Source organism: Erwinia persicina, assembly GCF_014838825.1.
In the GTDB taxonomy this organism is placed as follows: Bacteria; Pseudomonadota; Gammaproteobacteria; order Enterobacterales; family Enterobacteriaceae; genus Erwinia; species Erwinia persicina_A.
Map to the genome: position 1 here is coordinate 1,023,160 of NZ_JACYMO010000001.1, position 20,192 is coordinate 1,043,351.

At 55.8% G+C, this 20,192-nt stretch carries 19 protein-coding genes and 1 other annotated feature; of the genes, 13 read left to right on the forward strand and 6 right to left on the reverse strand.

The window, feature by feature from the left end; genetic code table 11:
* Window positions 1–127: 127 nt before the first annotated feature.
* Window positions 128–1,555, forward strand: coding sequence for an exodeoxyribonuclease I (gene sbcB / locus IFU29_RS04685; protein ID WP_191933128.1), 1,428 nt, complete (start codon window positions 128–130; stop codon window positions 1,553–1,555).
* Between the two features lie 62 nt (window positions 1,556–1,617).
* Here sbcB and IFU29_RS04690 read toward each other — a convergent pair whose 3' ends face one another.
* Entirely contained in the window at window positions 1,618–2,985 is a 1,368-nt protein-coding gene (locus tag IFU29_RS04690; protein ID WP_062742788.1) for an APC family permease, read from the reverse strand.
* Window positions 2,986–3,453: 468 nt separating this feature from the next.
* Window positions 3,454–4,872: a glutamine synthetase gene (locus IFU29_RS04695; protein ID WP_191932864.1), complete on the reverse strand. Its 1,419-nt coding sequence runs from the start codon at window positions 4,870–4,872 to the stop codon at window positions 3,454–3,456.
* A 219-nt stretch (window positions 4,873–5,091) separates the two neighbouring features.
* Between IFU29_RS04695 and puuD the strand changes: the two genes are divergently transcribed.
* Genes puuD through IFU29_RS04710 form a run of 3 tightly spaced genes read left to right on the forward strand, consistent with a single transcriptional unit; the run spans window position 5,092 to window position 7,714 of the window.
* Window positions 5,092–5,856 (forward strand): gamma-glutamyl-gamma-aminobutyrate hydrolase, encoded by a 765-nt coding sequence (gene puuD, locus IFU29_RS04700; protein WP_191932865.1) that lies wholly within the window; start codon window positions 5,092–5,094, stop codon window positions 5,854–5,856.
* Entirely contained in the window at window positions 5,853–6,410 is a 558-nt protein-coding gene (gene puuR, locus IFU29_RS04705) for an HTH-type transcriptional regulator PuuR (RefSeq protein ID WP_191932866.1), read from the forward strand. Before puuD ends, puuR begins: the two co-directional genes overlap by 4 nt.
* A 26-nt stretch (window positions 6,411–6,436) precedes the next feature.
* Window positions 6,437–7,714 (forward strand): NAD(P)/FAD-dependent oxidoreductase, encoded by a 1,278-nt coding sequence (locus IFU29_RS04710; RefSeq protein WP_191932867.1) that lies wholly within the window; start codon window positions 6,437–6,439, stop codon window positions 7,712–7,714.
* 88 nt (window positions 7,715–7,802) lie between these two features.
* Here IFU29_RS04710 and IFU29_RS04715 read toward each other — a convergent pair whose 3' ends face one another.
* Window positions 7,803–8,630 (reverse strand): SDR family oxidoreductase, encoded by an 828-nt coding sequence (locus IFU29_RS04715; protein WP_191932868.1) that lies wholly within the window; start codon window positions 8,628–8,630, stop codon window positions 7,803–7,805.
* A gap of 178 nt (window positions 8,631–8,808) precedes the next feature.
* Between IFU29_RS04715 and hisL the strand changes: the two genes are divergently transcribed.
* From hisL to hisIE, 9 genes are all read left to right on the forward strand, one after another.
* Window positions 8,809–8,856 carry a his operon leader peptide gene (gene hisL, locus IFU29_RS04720; protein ID WP_118665699.1) on the forward strand — a complete coding sequence of 16 codons (48 nt, stop codon included), beginning with the start codon at window positions 8,809–8,811 and terminating at the stop codon, window positions 8,854–8,856.
* Window positions 8,832–8,954: a sequence feature (His leader region), on the forward strand. Its footprint overlaps the gene before it by 25 nt.
* A 57-nt stretch (window positions 8,955–9,011) precedes the next feature.
* Complete coding sequence (gene hisG, locus IFU29_RS04725; RefSeq protein ID WP_191932869.1) at window positions 9,012–9,911, forward strand: ATP phosphoribosyltransferase; 900 nt, start codon at window positions 9,012–9,014, stop codon at window positions 9,909–9,911.
* Window positions 9,912–9,915: 4 nt separating this feature from the next.
* Window positions 9,916–11,226, forward strand: a complete 1,311-nt coding sequence (hisD, locus tag IFU29_RS04730; protein WP_191932870.1) for a histidinol dehydrogenase — start codon at window positions 9,916–9,918, stop codon at window positions 11,224–11,226.
* A complete protein-coding gene (hisC, locus tag IFU29_RS04735) occupies window positions 11,223–12,314 on the forward strand; it encodes a histidinol-phosphate transaminase (RefSeq protein ID WP_191932871.1) in 1,092 nt (363 codons plus the stop codon). The genes hisD and hisC overlap by 4 nt, the downstream gene beginning before the upstream one ends.
* Complete coding sequence (gene hisB, locus IFU29_RS04740; protein ID WP_191932872.1) at window positions 12,311–13,375, forward strand: bifunctional histidinol-phosphatase/imidazoleglycerol-phosphate dehydratase HisB; 1,065 nt, start codon at window positions 12,311–12,313, stop codon at window positions 13,373–13,375. The genes hisC and hisB overlap by 4 nt, the downstream gene beginning before the upstream one ends.
* Window positions 13,375–13,965, forward strand: a complete 591-nt coding sequence (hisH, locus tag IFU29_RS04745) for an imidazole glycerol phosphate synthase subunit HisH (protein WP_062742798.1) — start codon at window positions 13,375–13,377, stop codon at window positions 13,963–13,965. Before hisB ends, hisH begins: the two co-directional genes overlap by 1 nt.
* A gap of 5 nt (window positions 13,966–13,970) precedes the next feature.
* On the forward strand, window positions 13,971–14,705 hold the full coding sequence (hisA, locus tag IFU29_RS04750; RefSeq protein ID WP_191932873.1) for a 1-(5-phosphoribosyl)-5-[(5-phosphoribosylamino)methylideneamino]imidazole-4-carboxamide isomerase: 735 nt from the start codon (window positions 13,971–13,973) through the stop codon (window positions 14,703–14,705).
* Complete coding sequence (hisF, locus tag IFU29_RS04755) at window positions 14,687–15,463, forward strand: imidazole glycerol phosphate synthase subunit HisF (RefSeq protein ID WP_191932874.1); 777 nt, start codon at window positions 14,687–14,689, stop codon at window positions 15,461–15,463. Before hisA ends, hisF begins: the two co-directional genes overlap by 19 nt.
* On the forward strand, window positions 15,457–16,068 hold the full coding sequence (gene hisIE, locus IFU29_RS04760; protein WP_062742801.1) for a bifunctional phosphoribosyl-AMP cyclohydrolase/phosphoribosyl-ATP diphosphatase HisIE: 612 nt from the start codon (window positions 15,457–15,459) through the stop codon (window positions 16,066–16,068). The genes hisF and hisIE overlap by 7 nt, the downstream gene beginning before the upstream one ends.
* A gap of 80 nt (window positions 16,069–16,148) precedes the next feature.
* On the opposite strand, the gene wzzB is transcribed toward hisIE, so the two are convergent.
* The 3 genes from wzzB to IFU29_RS04775 all read right to left on the reverse strand — a co-directional run bounded on the left by wzzB (window position 16,149) and on the right by IFU29_RS04775 (window position 20,186).
* The gene (gene wzzB / locus IFU29_RS04765; protein WP_244633616.1) at window positions 16,149–17,120 is read right to left on the reverse strand and encodes an LPS O-antigen chain length determinant protein WzzB; all 972 of its coding nucleotides are present in this window, start codon (window positions 17,118–17,120) and stop codon (window positions 16,149–16,151) included.
* 192 nt (window positions 17,121–17,312) lie between these two features.
* Entirely contained in the window at window positions 17,313–18,719 is a 1,407-nt protein-coding gene (gene gndA / locus IFU29_RS04770) for an NADP-dependent phosphogluconate dehydrogenase (RefSeq protein WP_118663760.1), read from the reverse strand.
* A gap of 348 nt (window positions 18,720–19,067) precedes the next feature.
* On the reverse strand, window positions 19,068–20,186 hold the full coding sequence (locus IFU29_RS04775) for a glycosyltransferase family 4 protein (protein ID WP_191932876.1): 1,119 nt from the start codon (window positions 20,184–20,186) through the stop codon (window positions 19,068–19,070).
* Window positions 20,187–20,192: the final 6 nt, after the last annotated feature.

The window sequence follows — 20,192 nt, forward strand, 5'->3', positions numbered from 1 at the left end:
GCTGACCGATTTCGTGCATCTTCAGATATGGTTTACACTGACAGCCTATGTCAATGCGGGAAGGTTCACACAGGGAATCAGGCACTGCGTTTTCAACAGTTAACAAACAGAAGTGGACAGCGAAACCGTGAAAGACAAAGCGAATCAACCCACCTTCCTTTTCCACGATTATGAAACCTTCGGTAAAAGCCCGTCGCTGGACCGCCCTGCGCAGTTCGCCGGTATCCGTACCGATATGGATTTTAATATTATCGGTGAGCCAGAGGTGTTTTACTGCCAGCCTGCGGACGATTACCTGCCGCAGCCCGAAGCCGTAATGATCACCGGCATTACCCCGCAGATTGCCCTCGCACGCGGCGTCAGCGAAGCGGAGTTTACCCGCCGCATTCATCAGCTTTTCAGCGAACCCAATACCTGCGTGGTCGGCTATAACAACGTGCGTTTTGACGATGAAGTCACCCGCAACCTGCTCTACCGCAACTTTTATGATCCCTATGCCTGGAGCTGGCAGTACGGCAACAGCCGCTGGGATCTGCTGGACGTGATGCGGGCCTGTTATGCCCTGCGCCCGGACGGCATTGAATGGCCGGAAAATGACGATGGTTTACCCAGCTTCCGCCTGGAGCATCTGACCAAAGCCAATGGCGTCGCCCACGAAAACGCCCATGATGCCATGTCGGACGTCTACGCCACTATTGCCATGGCGAAGCGGGTCAAAGAGAAGCAACCACGCCTGTACGACTTCCTGTTCAGTCACCGCAACAAGCAGAAGATCAGCGCGCTGGTGGATATTCCCCAGATGAAGCCGCTGGTGCATATTTCGGGCATGTTTGGTGCCGCACGCGGCAACACCAGCTGGATAGCGCCGCTGGCCTGGCACCCGGATAACCGCAATGCCCTGATTACCTGCGATCTCGGCGGGGATATGACCCCCCTGCTTGAGCTGGATGCCGACGCGCTGCGCGAACGGCTGTATACCCCGCGCGGCGAGCTGGGCGACGCCTCCCCGGTGCCGTTAAAGCTGGTGCATATTAACAAGTGCCCGGTGGTGGCTCCGGCGAATACACTGCGCCCGGAAGATGCCGAACGCATCGGCATTGACCGCCAGCGCTGCCTGGACAATCTTGCCCTGCTGCGCCAGCATCCTGAAGTCCGCGAAAAAGTGGTGGCCCTGTTTGCCGAAGCGGAACCCTTTACGCCGTCGGACGACGTAGATGCTCAGCTCTATAACGGGTTCTTCAGCGACGCCGACCGGAATGCGATGAATATCATTCGCCAGACCGCCCCGGAAAACCTGCCGGCGCTGGATTTAGCCTTTAATGACGGGCGTATCGAGAAGCTGCTATTCCGCTTCCGCGCACGCAACTTCCCCGGCACGCTGGACGACGCGGAACAGAAACGCTGGTTACAGCATCGCCGCGAGATGCTGAACCCGGAACGGGTACAGCGCTACGTCCAGGAGCTGGAGATGCTGTTTAATCAGTACGAAGGGGATCAAGTGAAGCTCGACCAGCTGAAGGCGCTGTTTGAGTATGCAAGGGAACTGGTGTCCTGATATGAAAAAGGCGGACCGCGACAGGCGGTCCGCCCTTAAAACAGATTGATGACCCCGCAGGATTACATCAGATCTTCACTGCACTGCGGCACCGGGTTACGGAAGCTGCGGGTAACAAATGCCAGATACAGCAGGCCAATCGCCCCCCATACCAGCCCCAGAATCATTGAGCTCTCTTCCAGGTTAACCCACAGCGCCCCGACGGTCAGCGCCCCCATCAGCGGCAGCACCAGGAACTTGATGTTGTCTTTGAAGGTCTTGTTGCGCTTCTCACGGATCCAGAACTGTGAAATCACCGACAGGTTAACGAAGGTGAATGCCACCAGCGCACCAAAGTTAATCAGCGCCGTTGCGGTCACCAGATCGAAGGTGATGGAGGACAGCGCAATTACCCCTACCAGCAGCACGTTCAGCGCTGGCGTACGCCATTTCGGATGAACGTAGCCGAAGAAGCTGACCGGGAATACCCCGTCACGCCCCATCACATACATCAGACGCGAAACGCCCGCATGTGCAGCCATACCGGAAGCCAGCACCGTGACACAGGAGAAGATCAGAATGCCGAACTGGAAGGCCTTGCCTGCCACGTAGAGCATGATTTCCGGCTGTGACGCGTCCGGATCCTTAAAGCGAGAGATATCCGGGAAGTACAGCTGCAGGAAGTAGGACACCACAATAAAGATGACGCCCCCGATCAGCGCGGTCAGGAAGATCGCTTTCGGGATCACGCGCTCTGCATCTTTCGTCTCTTCGGACAGCGAACTGATGCCATCAAAACCGAGGAACGAGAAGCAGAGTATGGTCGCCCCGGTGATCATCGGCACCACGTTGGCGTTTTCCGACCAGAACGGCCTGCTGCTGACCAGCGTGCCTGCGCCTTCACCGTGCGCCACACCCCAGACCACCATCGCCATGATCGCGACCATCACCACCACCTGCAGCACCACAATCACGCTGTTGAAGTTGGCAACGGTTTTAATGCCTTTGAGGTTCGAGAGGGTCATAAAGCCCACCAGCAGCACCACAAAGATCCACGAGGGAACCCCGGGAACCAGCGCTTCCCAGTAAATTTTCGCCAGTAAAATATTGATCATCGGCATAAACAGATAATCAAGCAGCGAAGACCAGCCGACCATAAAGCCGACGTGCGGGCTGATCGCTTTCTGCGCATAGGTATAGGCCGAACCCGCTGACGGGAAACGACGTACCAACTGGCCGTAGCTCAGTGCGGTAAAAAGAATAGCAATCAGCGCGAATGCGTATGCGGTCGCGACGTGGCCATCCGTCAGGCCAGAAACGATGCCAAACGTATCAAATAAGGTCATTGGCTGCATATAAGCCAGACCCATCATGACAACAGGCAGTAACGTCAGCGTTTTTTTCAGTTTTGCACGCGGCTGGGCGGCGGGATTCAGGTGATCAAGCGACATGATTTAATCTCCCCATAGCATCAACCGTTCTGGGTTGAACCACAGGGGAGCTACGCAGGGTGCGATAGCTTTTCAAAAGAGGATTCTGGGAATAACAGGCAGGCGTGAAGGTATAACCTGCTGTGGCGCCGTAGTCATCGCGCTGGCGGATCCCAGCAAACGCTGGAGTAAGAAGGTGAAGCCCCATGGTTGTTTCCTCAATAAGACACGTCAAAGTGTATTTAAAAGCGAATATCTATCCGGTTCTGGACCGGCCTCTTTAAAGGCGAAAAAAGTTCCTGCTTAAGCGACGAATAAAAAAATACCGCCGCCGGGTAAATCAGCGTCGGTTTACAGGTATCGTTTTGCAGGGCGCGTATTTTGCACCAGATTAAGGCACGATGACAAGCCCCCGAGAGCTTCACTTACAATTAATTGTTATCTCAACAGTAAGCCCGGCGTGACAGGCACGCCCGCCGGGGGAAATCCTCAGGCATTTTTCAGCATCCAGTCAATTTCTGTCGCCGTAATCAGCCGTTCAAACTGCATCAGTTCATGGTGTTTGCATTGATGCCAGACAAAGCCAAAACGGCTACCCAGCAGCGCCTGCATCGCATGGCTTTGCTCAAAGGCTGCCAGCGCATCACTCTGACGAATGGGCAGCGGGTTCCCCTCCGCTTCATGCCCGTTACCTTTTACCGCAGGGGGCAACGGCAGCTGATTATCCAGACCGTGCAGAATGCCGGCCAGTATGGCCGCCATCACCAGATAGGGGTTCGCATCCGCCCCGGCCACCCGGTATTCGATCCGGTGGTTGTCAGGATCCCCGCAGGGGATGCGCAGCGCCACGGTGCGGTTATTGTGGCCCCATGAGGCCTGCAGCGGTACAAACGCATCCGGCAGAAAACGACGGTAGGCATTTACATTGGGGGCCAGCAGCGCCATGGAGGCGGGCATCAAATCAATCATCCCGGCCAGCGCGCGCTTGAGAAGCGGTGAATCACTGCCGTCATCCCCGGCAAAGGCATTATGATCTGCCGCGTCCAGCATGCTGATATGCACGTGCATTCCGCTACCCGCATAGGCTTCATAAGGTTTCGCCATAAAGGTGGCGTTCATGCCGTGCTGCTCGGCCACCTGACGCACCAGCCTTTTTAGCTGTACGGCATGGTCGCAGGCATTAAGCACGTGGCGCGTGTGGTTCAGGTTGATTTCAAACTGCCCGGGCGAGGCCTCCGCCAGGGCCCCCTCGGCCGGGATCCCTTGCAGATGCGCCAGCGCGTCAATATCACTCAGCACCGCAGAGAAGTGGTCAAGATTATCGACCGAGTAAACCTGGTTCTGCATATTACGTTCGTCGCTACCCGGCGCACACGGCGGCTGAATATCCCCTTCCGCATCTCGCTGCTTATCGACCAGATAGAACTCCAGCTCTACCGCTACCACCGGAAACAGTCCCCGGTTGCGCAGGCGCTGCCAGAGGTGATTGAGGACATTTCGGGGTTCAACGTCAAAGGGAGTGCCATCTTGATTACACATGGTCAGCAGGACCTGTGCAAGATGCTGCGGGTCGGCGGCAGAGGGGGTAAGCGAGCCTTCAACCGGCATACAAATATTGTCGGGTTCCCCCATTGCCTGACCGAGTCCGGCTTCTTCTACGGTATTGCCCAGAATGTCCATGGCGTAAACCGAGGCGGGGAAGTAGCAGCCTTTATCAAGCTTGATCAGGCTGGCGATGGGGATGCGTTTTCCACGAAAAACGCCGTTTAAATCGTTGAGGAGAATATCGGCATACTGCGTGTCAGGATAGCGTTCCAGATAGGCCTTCACCTCATTCCGGAACGCGCTGGTTCGTTTCTCTTCACTGTGCCGCGTGAAGTCTTCTACTTCGACAATATTGGTCATCACGTCACCCTTTCAGGTTGTTGAAAACTGCTCAAAATAACAGCCACTCTCTTAACATAGCGCTAACAGAAAAAGTGTGCAAATGTTACAGGGCGCTTTATTTCTGGCCTTATTGCGTTTGAATATTAAGCAGGTGATTGCTAGATTGAAAATATATTGCACAGTTTCCGGCCTTTCGGGGTCCGCGTGGTTGATATATTGACCAGGCATACAGGGGGAGTAATGGGCATTATTTTTGACAAGCCATTGATTGGCGTGGTGATGTGCCAGATTGACAAAGGCGGCCATCCCACTCAGATGGTGCATAACAAATATCTCGATGCGATCCTGATGCACGGCGGCGTACCGCTGGCCCTTCCCCACGGGCTGATGTCGTCTCCTGATCTATTAGAAAACGCGATGACCGTTCTGGATGGCATCCTGCTGACCGGCAGCCCCAGCAACATTGAACCCAGGCACTACGGCGAAAGCGGCACGGAGTCACTGGCTGATCCCGGGCGCGACCGGCTCGCCTTTGCCCTGATCCGCTATGCGCTTGAACACCGCATGCCGCTGCTGGCGATCTGCCGGGGGTTGCAGGAACTGGTGGTAGCCACCGGCGGCACGCTGCACCGTCAGCTGCACGAGGTACCGGACCTGCAGGAACACCGTGAAGATGAAGCGCTCCCCCTTGACCAGCAGTATGCCCCGGCCCATGAAGTCTGGGTTGAGCCCGGTGGCCTGCTGGCTTCGCTGGCCGGTGACGGTGAGACATTCCGGGTTAACTCATTACACCAGCAGGGTATCCGCAGGGCGGGTGACTGCCTGCGCGTCGAGGCCCGCGCCGCAGACGGGCTGATCGAAGCGGTCAGCCACCGTCAGCACCCGTTTGCCCTCGCCGTCCAGTGGCATCCGGAATGGCACAGCGACTCTTCACCCCTGTCCCGCCCGCTATTTGAGGGCTTTATTGCGGCCTGCCTGCAGGCCAGAGCGGATGCACGACAATGAACGAAATCTCTCTCGCCCCCGGACGGCGGCTGGCAGAAATTCGCCAGCAGATGGGGCTGTCGCAGCGTCGCGTGGCCGAGCTGTCCGGGCTGACGCACAGCGCCATCAGCACCATCGAACAGGACAAAGTCAGTCCGGCCGTCAGTACCCTGCAAAAACTCCTGAAGGTCTACGGCCTGTCGCTGTCGGCGTTTTTTGCCGAAAGGGCCATTGATGCAGCGCCAAAAGTGGTCATTGATGCCCACGAGCTGGTTGAGATTGGCAGTCAGGGCGTCTCACTGCGCCTGATCCATAACGGGGATCCACAGCGTACGCTGGCAATGCTGCTGGAAACGTATGACCCGGGGGCGACCACCGGTGAGCGGATCCGCCATCAGGGTGAAGAAACCGGTACGGTGCTGGAAGGCGAGATCGTGCTGACCCTCAGTGGCCAGGATTACCGGCTGCATACCGGTCAAAGCTACGTCATCGACACCGGTCAACCCCACAGTTTTACCAATGCTTCTACCCGGCCGTGCCGCATTATCAGCGCACATACGCCGGCCACCTTCTGACTTTCTTACGGATCAAAGGAGTGCGCATGGAACATGTCCACAGCTACTATGCCGCCACCGCTAACGCACATGCTCCCTGGCCACAGCTGGAAGAGGATATCCAGTGTGACGTCTGCATCATTGGCGGCGGATTTACCGGGCTGTCCTCCGCCCTGTTTCTGACCGAAGCGGGCTACGATGTGGTCCTGCTGGAAGCCGCCCGCGTGGGCTTCGGTGCCAGCGGGCGCAACGGGGGTCAGGTGGTGAACTCCTACAGCCGTGATGTTGATGTCATTGAGCAGCGCTACGGTAAAGAAACAGCGCGCCTGCTGGGTAGCATGATGTTTGAAGGGGCGGCGATCATCCGCGATCGTATCGATCGCTATGCCATTGACTGTGACTATCGCCCTGGCGGGATTTTTGCCGCGCTGAATAACCGTCAGATGCAGCATCTCACGACCCAGCACCAGCTGTGGCAGCGCTATGGTAATCATGACGTTGAGCTGCTTGACCAGAGCGGTATTCGCCGGGAAGTCGGTTCAGAACGCTACGTCGGTGGGCTACTGGACAAGCGCGGCGGGCATATTCATCCGCTGAATCTGGCGCTGGGTGAGGCGGAAGCGGTGCGCCGCCACGGCGGGCGTATTTATGAACACTCCGCGGTCACGGCGGTAAACTATGGTTCTCCCCATCACCTTCGCACTGAACGCGGAAGCGTCAGCGCGCGCTTTGTGATCTTTGCCGGCAATGCCTATCTTGCCCCGCATCTTGAGCCGCGCCTGGCGAAAAAGAGCCTGCCCTGTGGCTCGCAGATTGTCGCCACCGAGCCGCTGTCAGCAGACCAGGCCCTGTCGCTGTTGCCCGGTCACCGCTGCGTGGAAGACTGCAACTATCTGCTGGATTATTTTCGCCTGACCGCGGATAACCGGTTGCTGTACGGCGGGGGGGTGATCTACGGCGCACGCGACCCGGGGGATATTGATGCCCTGATCCGCCCGAAGCTGCTAAAAACCTTCCCGCAGCTGTCCGGGGTAAAGTTCGACCATGCCTGGAGCGGCAACTTTCTGCTGACCCTGTCGCGCATGCCGCAGTTCGGGCGGCTGGAAAACGGCGTCTACTACATGCAGGGGGACAGCGGCCACGGGGTCACCAGCACCCACCTGTCGGGCAAATTAATCGCCGAGGCCCTGCGCGGTGACGCAGAGCGTTTTGATGCCTTTGCCACGCTGCCCCACCTGCCCTTCCCCGGCGGCCGAAGCCTGCGCGTGCCGTTAACGGCCATCGGCGCGGCCTGGTATGCGTTAAGAGACCGGTTGGGTGTGTAGAAGCCGGCCGTAAAAAGGCCGGATAATGGCGCGACTGGCCTCCCCCGTTACAGCGGCTGACCGGCTGTTTTGGTCAGCCGGTCGTTCATTACGACAGCGGCATTCTGTCCGGGTCAGGATACTGGTATTCAAACCCCAGCTCGCGACAGATTTTACTGCCATCAATGAGCTTGCCGGTGTTGCTGTCGCTGTCGGCGACGAAGGTAGGCGGCTCAAGGCCCAGCTGGCGGGCGACCTGCGGGTAAAACTGCTTACGCGCCGGGTGGGCAGGTGCGCTGAGGTTATAAATATGGCCGCCTTTGGGCGTTTGCAGCAGCAGGGAAATCGCCTCTATCACGTCGTCCAGATGCACGAGGTTAACCCCCTGAGAACCATTGGTCAGATCGGTCTTACCGGCGAGGAAACGACCGGGATGACGTCCCGGGCCGACCAGCCCTGACAGCCTGAGAATATCAACAGAGGTATTCGGCAGCTGATGCAGCCAGCTTTCCAGCGTCTTCAGTGTCTGCCCGGCCACGCTGACTGGCTCCAGCGCGTTGCTCTCTTTCGTCAGGCCCTGGCCATCGCCATAGACCGAGGTCGAACTGGTGAAAATAATGCGTGGCACGCTAAAAGCCAGCGCGCTGTCCACCAGCTGCTGCACCGCCAGCAGATAATTTTCGCCCCCGGCGGCGGTCCGGCTGGCTGGCAGGGTGATCACCAGCGCATCCACACTCAGCAACGCGTCAAGGTCATCGGCGTCGCAGTTCAGCTCCGGCGTCAGCTCCAGGTGATAGCTGTCAATACCGCTGTTACGGGCAGCATTCACCCCGTCGAGGGTGGTTTTCGTCCCCGTCACCTGCCAGCCTGCCGCCGTCAGCGACATGGCCAGCGGCATTCCCAGCCATCCCAGCCCCACAATTGCGACTCGTTTCATCCCTCAGCTCCTGTTTATACAGACGGTTGTTCCCTCAGGCTACGCCAGCCCTTCCCGGGTGACAACCCACAGATGATAAGAGAATTTTTCAACATTCATAAAAAAGGGTTGCGCCACGCGCCTATTCTCGTTAGGTTATTTATCACGAAATGAATATCCATTCATCCAAGAGAATTTTATGAAACGCGTTCAGTTTAATCACCATCATCACCATCACCCTGACTAGTCTTTCAGGCGATGTGTGCTGGAAGACGATCAGGATCTTCCAGTGGTGCAGAACGCAAACTCAGCCCCCGGAAGATCGCCTTCCGGGGGCTTTTTTTATGCCCTGAGATAAGCAGAACGCGGATACAACATCAGACAGGAAAAGGATAATAACCCATGTTAGATAACACCCGTTTACGCATAGCTATGCAGAAATCTGGCCGTTTAAGCGATGAATCACGCGAATTGCTCGCCCGCTGCGGAATCAAAATTAACCTGCAGCAGCAGCGTCTGATCGCCTTCGCTGAAAACATGCCCATCGATATTCTGCGGGTGCGCGATGACGATATTCCGGGGCTGGTGATGGACGGCGTGGTTGACCTGGGCATTATTGGGGAAAACGTGCTGGAAGAAGAGCTGCTGACCCGCCGTGCACAGGGTGACGATCCGCGTTACTTTACGCTGCGCCGCCTTGATTTTGGCGGCTGCCGCCTGTCGCTGGCGATGAACGTGGACGATGAGTATACCGGTCCGCAGTGCTTACAAAACACCCGGATTGCCACCTCCTATCCTCACCTGCTGAAAAAGTACCTCGATAAGCAGGGCGTCAGCTTCAAATCCTGCCTGCTGAACGGTTCGGTCGAAGTCGCCCCGCGCGCCGGTCTGGCCGATGCGATCTGTGACCTGGTATCCACCGGTGCCACGCTGGAAGCTAACGGCCTGCGTGAAGTGGAAGTGATCTACCGGTCAAAAGCCTGCCTTATTCAGCGTGACGGTGAAATGCCGGTAGCCAAGCAGGAGCTGATTGATAAGCTGATGACCCGTATTCAGGGCGTGATTCAGGCGCGTGAGTCCAAATACATCATGCTGCACGCTCCCAGCGAGCGTCTGGACGATATCATTGCCCTGCTGCCGGGGGCCGAGCGCCCGACTGTATTGCCGCTGGCCGGTGACAAGAGTCGCGTGGCCATGCACATGGTGAGCAGCGAAACGCTGTTCTGGGAAACCATGGAAAAACTGAAAGCGCTCGGTGCCAGTTCCATTCTGGTACTGCCTATTGAGAAGATGATGGAGTAACCCGATGGCGACCCTGATGACCCCCATTTCCTGGCAGGATTGCAGTGCGGAACAGCAGCAGGCGCTGCTGCGCCGCCCGGCGCTGGAAGCCTCTGACAGCATCAGTGCCACCGTCCGCGGCATCCTGGACAGAGTGTCAACGGAAGGTGATGACGCACTGCGTGAATACAGTGCGACCTTCGACAAAACCCGGGTCGATGTGCTGCGCGTCAGCGAACAGCAGATCGCCGATGCCTGTGCACGACTGGGTGACGAGATCAAACAGGCGATGGCCGTTGCGGTCGCCAACATCACGACCTTCCATCTTGCGCAGCAGCTGCCCGCAGTGGATGTCGAAACGCAGCCCGGGGTGCGCTGTCAGCAGGTGACCCGCCCGGTTGCCTCCGTTGGCCTGTATATTCCGGGGGGGTCGGCGCCGCTGTTCTCCACGGTATTAATGCTGGCTACCCCGGCGCGTATCGCCGGCTGTGGCCGCGTCGTGCTCTGCTCCCCGCCGCCGGTAGCCGATGAAATCCTGTACGCGGCGCAGCTGTGTGGCGTGACGGAAGTCTTCCAGGTGGGCGGCGCCCAGGCTATTGCCGCCCTCGCCTTCGGTACCGAATCCGTGCCGAAAGTGGATAAAATCTTTGGCCCGGGCAATGCCTGGGTCACCGAAGCAAAACGCCAGGTGAGCCAGCGTATGGACGGGGCCGCCATTGATATGCCGGCCGGGCCCTCTGAAGTTCTGGTGATTGCCGATGACGGTGCCACGCCGGACTTTGTCGCCTCCGACCTGCTGTCGCAGGCAGAGCATGGCCCGGACTCACAGGTGATCCTGCTGACGCCGTCGCAAAAGATGGCCGAAAGGGTGGCAGACGCCGTTGAGCGTCAGCTGGCTGAACTGCCGCGTGCCGCAACGGCGGCGAAAGCGCTGCAGAGCAGCCGCCTGATCGTCACGCGCGATCTGCAACAGTGCGTTGAGATCAGCAACCGTTACGGGCCGGAGCACCTGATTATCCAGACGCGCCAGGCGCGCGACCTGGTGGACAGCATTACCAGCGCCGGTTCCGTGTTTCTTGGTGACTGGTCACCGGAATCTGCCGGGGATTACGCATCAGGCACCAACCACGTGCTGCCGACCTACGGTTATACCGCGACCTGCTCCAGCCTGGGGCTGGCGGATTTCCAGAAGCGGATGACCGTACAGGAGCTGACCCGCGAGGGCTTTATGGGTCTGGCTGCGACCATTGAGATCCTCGCGGCGGCCGAACAGCTGACCGCCCACAAAAACGCCGTCACCCTGCGGGTGGCCGCACTGAACAGGGAGCCATCATGAGCAGCAGCATTGAAGATCTGGCCCGTGCGAACGTCCGCGCTCTGACGCCGTATCAGTCGGCGCGCCGCCTGGGCGGTAACGGTGACGTGTGGCTGAACGCCAACGAATACCCGCTGGCCGTGCCGTTTGAGCTCAGTCAGCAGACGCTGAACCGGTATCCGGAATGTCAGCCAAAGCAGGTGATTGAGCGTTATGCCGCCTACGCCGGCCTGACGCCACAGCAGGTGCTGGTCAGCCGTGGGGCTGATGAAGGCATCGAACTGTTGATGCGCGCCTTCTGTGAGCCGGGCCGAGATGCCGTGCTGTTCTGCCCACCCACCTACGGTATGTACAGCGTCAGTGCCGAAACCATTGGCATTGAATACCGCACGGTGGAAGCCGGTGAAGGCTGGCAGCTTAATCTGCCGGCCATTGCCGGGCAGCTGGACGGCGTAAAGCTGGTGTATGTCTGCAGCCCGAACAACCCGACCGGCAACCTGATTAACCCGGACGATCTCCGTCAGCTACTGGAGATGACGCGTGGTAAAGCCCTGGTCGTGGCCGACGAAGCCTACATCGAGTTCTGCCCGCAGGCGTCTCTTGCCGGCTGGCTGAAGGATTATCCCCACCTGGTGATCCTGCGCACGCTGTCCAAGGCCTTTGCCCTGGCGGGCCTGCGCTGTGGCTTCACCCTGGCGAATGCGGACGTGATTGCGCTGCTGATGAAGGTGATTGCTCCTTATCCGCTCTCTACGCCGGTCGCTGACATTGCGGGCCAGGCACTGAGTGACGAGGGCATCGCACTGATGCGCCAGCATGTCAGCGAGCTGATCGCCACCCGCGAGCGGCTGATCGCCGACCTGCGTACCTTACCTTGTGTTGAACAGGTGTTTGAGAGCGACACCAACTATATCCTGGCGCGTTTCGCCGACTCAGCGAGCGTATTTAAGGCGCTCTGGAACCAGGGTATTATCCTGCGTGACCAGAATAAGCAGCCAGGTCTGGCCGGATGCCTGCGTATCTCAATCGGTACCCGCGCTGAGTGCGAACGCGCCGTTGCTGCACTAAAATCATTACCCGGTTACCCCGTTTCTCAGGAGCAAGCATGAGTCAGAAAGTCCTCTTTATCGATCGCGATGGCACCCTTATTTCTGAGCCACCGGAAGATTACCAGGTCGACCGCATGGACAAACTGGCCTTTGAGCCCGACGTCATCCCGGCCCTGCTGTCCCTGCAGAAAGCGGGCTACCAGCTGGTGATGATCACCAATCAGGACGGTCTGGGTACCCGCAGTTTCCCGCAAAGTGACTTCGACGGTCCGCACAATCTGATGATGCAGATCTTCCGCTCGCAGGGCGTGACGTTCAGCGATGTGCTGATCTGCCCTCACCTGCCGGAAGACAACTGTGACTGCCGCAAACCAAAAACCAAAATGGTCGACGCCTGGCTGGCAGAAGGCGCGATCGATACCGCCAACAGCTATGTGATTGGCGACCGCGCCACCGACGTGCAGCTGGCGCAGAACATGGGCATTACCGGCCTGCTGTACGGCAAAGATCTCAACTGGAACGCTATTGAACAGCAGCTGACAAAGCGCGACCGCTATGCACTGGTACAGCGCAACACCAAAGAGACACAGATTAAAGTGGAGGTGTGGCTGGATCGTGAAGGTGACAGCAAAATTAACACTGGCGTCGGCTTCTTTGACCACATGCTTGACCAGATCTCCACGCACGGCGGTTTCCGCATGAACATTGATGTGAAAGGCGACCTGTACATTGACGATCACCACACGGTGGAAGACACCGGGCTGGCGCTGGGTGAGGCGCTGCTGAAGGCGCTGGGCGACAAACGCGGTATCGGTCGCTTCGGCTTTGTGCTGCCGATGGACGAGTGTCTGGCACGCTGTGCGCTGGATATCTCCGGCCGTCCGCACCTCGAATATAAAGCCGAGTTCAGCTACCAGCGCGTCGGTGACCTGAGTACCGAGATGGTTGAGCACTTCTTTAGCTCGCTCTCTTACACCATGGCCAGTACCCTGCACCTGCGCACCAAAGGCAAAAACGATCATCACCGTGTCGAAAGCCTGTTTAAAGCCTTTGGCCGCACGCTGCGTCAGGCAATCCGCGTAGAGGGTAATACGCTGCCCAGCTCAAAAGGAGTGCTGTGATGGATGTGGTGATCCTGGATACCGGCTGTGCCAACCTCTCCTCCGTTAAATGGGCGGTGCAGCGCCTGGGCTATGAGCCCGTCGTCAGTAAAGAAGCCGATGTGGTACTCAACGCGGATAAGTTGTTCCTGCCCGGCGTGGGCACCGCCCAGGCCGCGATGGACCAGCTGCGCGAACGCGACCTGATTGACCTGATCAAAGCCTGTACCCAACCGGTGCTGGGCATCTGCCTGGGCATGCAGCTACTGGGAAGCGGCAGCGATGAGAGCGGCGGTATTACCACGCTGAATATTATTGAGCATCCGGTGCAGCGGATGACCGACCATGGCCTGCCGCTGCCGCATATGGGCTGGAACCAGATCACCGCCCAGGCGGGTAACCACCTGTTTCGCGGGATTGATGACGGTGCGTATTTCTACTTTGTCCACGGCTACGCCATGCCAGTGAATGCGTACACCATTGCCCAATGCCATTACGGTGAAGCCTTTACCGCCGCGGTGCAGAAAGATAACTTCTTTGGCGTGCAGTTCCACCCGGAACGTTCCGGTGCCGCCGGCGCGCAGCTGCTGAAAAACTTCCTGGAGATGTAACTGGCATGATTATCCCGGCATTAGATTTGATTGATGGCAACGTGGTACGTCTGCATCAGGGCGATTACGGCCAGCAGCGTGACTACGGCAGCGACCCACTGCCGCGCTTACAGGATTATGAGGCACAGGGTGCGCAGCTGCTGCACCTGGTGGACCTGACCGGAGCGAAAAACCCGGCAGCGCGCCAGATCCCGCTGCTGACCAAACTGCTGGCGGGCGTCAGCGTACCGGTGCAGGTGGGCGGCGGCATCCGCACGAAAGAGGATGTAGAAGCCCTGCTCAATGCGGGCGCTACGCGCGTCGTGGTCGGCTCCACGGCGGTGAAACAGCCGGAGGAGGTGCAGGCCTGGTTCCGTCAGTATGGCGCAGAAGCCATTGTGCTGGCCCTCGACGTACGCATTGACGGCGGGCGTAAAGACGTGGCCATCAGCGGCTGGCAGGAAGCCAGTGGGATTACACTGGAAGATGTCATTGACCAGTTCTTACCCTTCGGGCTGAAACACGTGCTCTGTACCGATATTTCCCGCGACGGCACACTGAGTGGGTCTAACGTTGAGCTGTATCGCGAAGTCTCCACGCGCTACCCGACCATTGCCTTCCAGTCTTCAGGTGGCATCGGCTCACTGGAGGACATCGCCGCCCTGCGCGGCTGTGGCGCACAGGGCGTGATCGTCGGTCGCGCCCTGCTGGAAGATAAATTTACCGTATCGGAGGCAATTTCATGCTGGCAAAACGGATAATCCCCTGCCTGGACGTACGTGATGGCCAGGTGGTGAAAGGCGTGCAGTTCCGCAACCACGAGATCATCGGTGATATCGTGCCGCTGGCACAGCGCTATGCGCAGGAAGGCGCGGATGAACTGGTATTTTATGATATTACGGCCTCCAGCGACGGACGCGTCGTCGATAAGAGCTGGATCTCGCGCGTGGCAGAGGTGATTGATATTCCCTTCTGCGTGGCGGGCGGGATTAAGTCGGTGGAAGATGCCGCCCTGCTGCTCTCTTTCGGCGCAGATAAAATTTCAATTAACTCCCCGGCGCTGGCCGATCCTGAACTGATCACCCGGCTTGCCGATCGCTTCGGCGTACAGTGCATCGTGGTCGGCATTGATACCTGGTACGACAGCGAAAGCGGCAAGTATCACGTCAATCAGTACACCGGGGACGAAAGCCGTACCAAAGTCACCACCTGGGAAACCCTCGACTGGGTGCAGGAAGTGCAGAAGCGCGGTGCAGGTGAAATCGTGCTGAACATGATGAACCAGGACGGGGTGCGCAATGGTTATGACCTGGTCCAGCTGCAGAAGGTGCGTGCCATCTGCAACGTCCCGCTGATTGCCTCCGGTGGTGCCGGTACCCCGGAACATTTCCATGAAGCCTTCCGTGATGCCAATGTTGATGGCGCACTGGCCGCTTCCGTGTTCCATAAACAGATTATTAATATCGGGGAGCTGAAGGCGTTCCTGATTGAAAAAGGTGTGGAGATTCGCGCGTGTTAACTGAAGAACAACTGTCCCGGCTCGACTGGGTGAAAACTGACGGCATGATGCCTGCTATCGTCCAGCACGCGGTCTCTGGCGAAGTGCTGATGCACGGCTATATGAATCAGGAAGCGCTGGCCAAAACGCTGGAAACCGGCAAAGTCACCTTCTGGTCGCGCACTAAACAGCGCCTGTGGACCAAAGGTGAAACCTCTGAGCACTTCCTGAACGTGGTCAGCATCACCCAGGACTGCGATAACGACACGCTGCTGCTGCTGGTCAACCCGGTCGGGCCTACCTGCCACCTGGGCACCTCCAGCTGCTTCTCCCCGGCCGCCAGTGACTGGACGTTCCTGTACCAGCTGGAACAGCTGCTGGCAGAGCGCAAGCATGCCGATCCGAAAAGTTCCTATACTGCCAGCCTGTATGCCAGCGGCACCAAGCGCATCGCACAGAAAGTGGGTGAAGAAGGCGTGGAAGTGGCGCTGGCCGCGACAGTCAACGACCGCCATGAACTGACCAATGAAGCCTCCGATCTGGTTTATCATCTGCTGGTACTGCTTCAGGACCAGGATCTGAACCTCTCGGCGGTCATTGAGAATCTGCGTCAGCGTCACAAATAACGACAGCAGAAACAGCAAAGGCCGGTTAACCGGCCTTTATCGTTATACATAAAAAAGGCCGGTGATCCCGGCCTTTTTTGTCAGCTTCCGTGTCGCTGCCGGTAGCTGGCCATTGCATTCCGCCCGATGACCAGGGCAGAGCCGGCGATACCACCGAGAATAATCGCCAGCAGCATGACCAGGGTCCTTTTCGGACTGTCACGGCGGACGGGCAGATCCGGTTCAGCGATAAAACGATACGACTGCAGATGCGCCAGATCGATTTTAAGGTGGGTCACCTCAAGCAATGCACTCTGGGTATCGTAATACGACTGCTCATAGGCCAGCGGCCTGGTGGACTCATTCTGAATCATCGACTGCAGTGCGCTGGTGCCCAGCAGATAGAGCGTATCATCCGACAGGTATTCAGCCTGATTGAGCCCGGAGCTTTTCACATTGGACGCCTGAGCAACCAGCAGCGCCTGTCTGATAGCTTTCAGCCGCTGCTGCTGCTTATCAATGGCCACCTGCTTCTGGGCTTCCAGTGAGCTGGTCAGTTCACGGGTTTTCACGCCCACGGTACGCCTTAAGTCGGCCGCATAGCTGTCGACGATTTTATCGTTCACCTGCTCAACGTATTTAGCCAGCTGCGCCTGCGCATCCTTTGCTGTGGGGGCGCTGAAGGCGATGCTGAACTGATCGTTGCTTCCTTTATTCACCTGCTCAACTTTTAAAACCTGTGGAATTTCCTGGTTCTGCAGAGCCAGAGCCAGCGCGCTCATCGTGGCGGTAAAGCGGGTAAAAAACTGCTGCTGCAGGTCGGGCAGCGAGGGCTTATCTGCCGGGCTTTGCGTATAGAGCACGCTGAGAGAAGCATTGTAGTTAGCGATCATCCCGGAAGCTGGCTGGGAGACAATGGTTCTTGACGTCCAGCTTTCTTTAGCAAAGACCAGATAGACCCCGGCTAAAATAACAAAGATGACAACTGCCGCAATGATGGTGATTTTACCCCGCCAGAGCTGAGCAATGAGATCAACCAGGTCCAGTTCGTCATCGTTTTTAAGGGCTGGCATGGATTCTCTGGAAGGGGATGTGGCAGAATTTTTTGGAGTCATTATTACTCGGCTCAAAAAGAAACAGGTTAAAAAAACACAGTTTTTATATTAGTTCGAGTAAAGATAGTTGAGTGGCGAGCGAAGCGCCAGAGGGATTGTCTTAAAATGCGGGAAAGTAACCTCCCGCCATGCGGGAGGTTGAAGAACGGTTTAGTCCAGCCACTCGGTGTGGAACACGCCGTCTTTATCAGTGCGCTTGTAGGTATGCGCACCGAAGTAGTCACGCTGCGCCTGGATCAGGTTCGCCGGCAGTACCGCGGAACGGTAACTGTCGTAGTAGGCGATGGCCGCAGAGAAGGTCGGCGTCGGGATACCGTTCTGCACGGCATAAGCCACCACGTCACGCAGCGCCTGCTGGTATTCGTCAGCGATGTTTTTGAAGTACGGTGCCAGCAGCAGGTTGGCGATGTCAGCGTTGTCCGCATAGGCATCGGTAATTTTCTGCAGGAACTGGGCGCGGATGATGCAGCCCGCACGGAAGATCTTAGCAATCTCACCGTAGTGCAGGTTCCAGTTGTTTTCGGTAGAGGCCGCTTTCAGCTGGGAGAAGCCCTGTGCGTAAGAAACAATCTTGCCCAGGTACAGTGCGCGACGCACTTTCTCAACAAATTCGGCTTTATCACCGCTCACGGTCTGCACGGTCGGGCCGCTCAGCACTTTAGATGCCGCCACGCGCTGAGTTTTCAGCGAAGACAGGTAGCGAGCGAAGACAGATTCAGTGATCAGAGACAGTGGTTCGCCGAGATCCAGCGAACTCTGGCTGGTCCACTTACCGGTTCCTTTGTTGGCCGCTTCGTCCAGGATCACATCAACCAGATAGTTACCCTCTTCATCTTTCTTAGTGAAGATATCTTTGGTGATGTCGATCAGATAGCTGCTCAGCTCGCCTTCGTTCCACTCGCTGAAGGTCTTCGCCAGGTCATCGTTGCTCAGGTTCAGTGCGCCTTTCAGCAGGGCATAAGCTTCTGCAATCAGCTGCATATCGCCATATTCGATGCCGTTGTGCACCATCTTGACGTAGTGACCCGCACCGTCCGGCCCCATATAGGCCACACAGGCTTCACCTTCAGCAACAGCGGCGATCTCGGTTAAGATCGGTGCCACCAGTTCGTAAGCTTCTTTCTGACCGCCAGGCATGATGGACGGACCTTTCAGCGCGCCCTCTTCGCCGCCAGAAACGCCGGTACCGATAAAGTTAAAGCCCTGCTCAGACAGTTCGCGGTTACGGCGGATGGTGTCTTTATAGAAGGTGTTGCCCCCGTCGATAAGGATATCACCCTTGTCGAGGTGTGGTGTCAGCGAGGCGATGGTCTTGTCGGTGGCTTCACCGGCCTGCACCATCAGAAGGATACGACGAGGTTTTTCCAGAGAGTCAACAAACTCTTCGATGCTGTAGTGCGGAACCAGTTTCTTGCCCGGGTTCTCTGCCACGACTTCATCGGTTTTTTCACGCGAACGGTTGAAGATAGAAACTGTGTAGCCACGGCTCTCAATGTTGAGTGCCAGATTACGGCCCATCACAGCCATACCTACAACGCCGATCTGTTGCTTGGACATACCTACTCCTGTCATTTGGAAAGCATGGGCAGTGCAAATCTGCCATATAATCGTCAGATAATATTAACTCAGATAATTAGTAAGATGATAGCGATTGATGCGATAGAGAAAAAATTACTTACGAAATGATGCTCAATTGCACCAAGAATAACAGCACAGAACACAAGGATAATGTGCAATCTGTTTGAACTACATAGGATTTATAACATAATAAATAACGATAACATTATTCGGCAGGATAATTTAAGCACATAAAATATGAATTCACTTAACTTCTAAATACGCTAACAGAAAAATACACACCATAGCAATATTACAAAAAAGTTTTTTAGATAGAACTTTAACGTCTTACGTTACAATACTGTCAATAACAGCCAAATATTTATTAATTACAATTCTCTCATCATAGGATTTAACTATTTTGTCCCGCCCTTTACGGCCCATACCCACTCTTTCGAGATGAGTTTTATTAATTATCAGCTCCATTTTAAGAGCTAAATCATCCGAAGAACCTGGCATGCAAATATATCCATTTACCCCATCATCAACTGTATCCCTGCAACCTACATTATCTGTAGTAACGATCGGCTTACCTAAAGCTGCTGCTTCTAAAAGAGATTTGGGAACACCTTCACGATAAAAGGAAGGAAGAACAACACAATCAACACTTTTCAATGTAGTAACAATATCATCCGTTTTTCCCAGATAATCAATATATCCAGCGTTAGCCCACTCATTAATTTGATCGTTTGTGACTGATCTTGGGTTGTTTTTTTCTAAAAAACCAATCAGTTGGAAACAAACCTTATCACCATAGATCGATTTCAATTTTTTTGCTGCTTCAGCATATTCGATAATGCCTTTATCAATTAATAATCTAGCAACAAGAGAGAAAGTAACCAATCCATCATCTGGAATATCTTCATACTTAAATTTTAAAAGATCAACACCTGAACCAGGTAATACATCCGAACCAATCGCATCAATACCTAACTTCGTGAATAAATGGCAATCTTCTTTATTTTGGAAGAATATAAAGTCGGCTTTAGACTGACTATACTTATAAAGTTGTTTGACTAATTTAGTTAGAAGGTTGTTTTTTGTAAAAACAGTACCTAACCCAGCAATATTATTTACGACCCTAACGTTGTTAAAATAGGCAGCGATTGTGCTATAAATATTATTTTTTGGAGTAAAATTTAAAACCACTGAAACAGTACTTTTTTTGTAAAACTTATAAAATTGGTAAAGTGTAGAAAGATCCTTCAGGGGGTTTACGCCTCCTCTGTCTATTTTCACCTCATTGAAATGGCATCCTAAGCCTATCAGGCGCTCTGTATAATCATCTCTTGGTGCTAAAACAACCACTGTATAATGATTATTTATGAGTTCGAGTATCGTATTTTTTCTAAAATTAAAAATATACCAGCTGGTGTTGGCAGTTATTGCAACAATTTTATTATTCATAACACT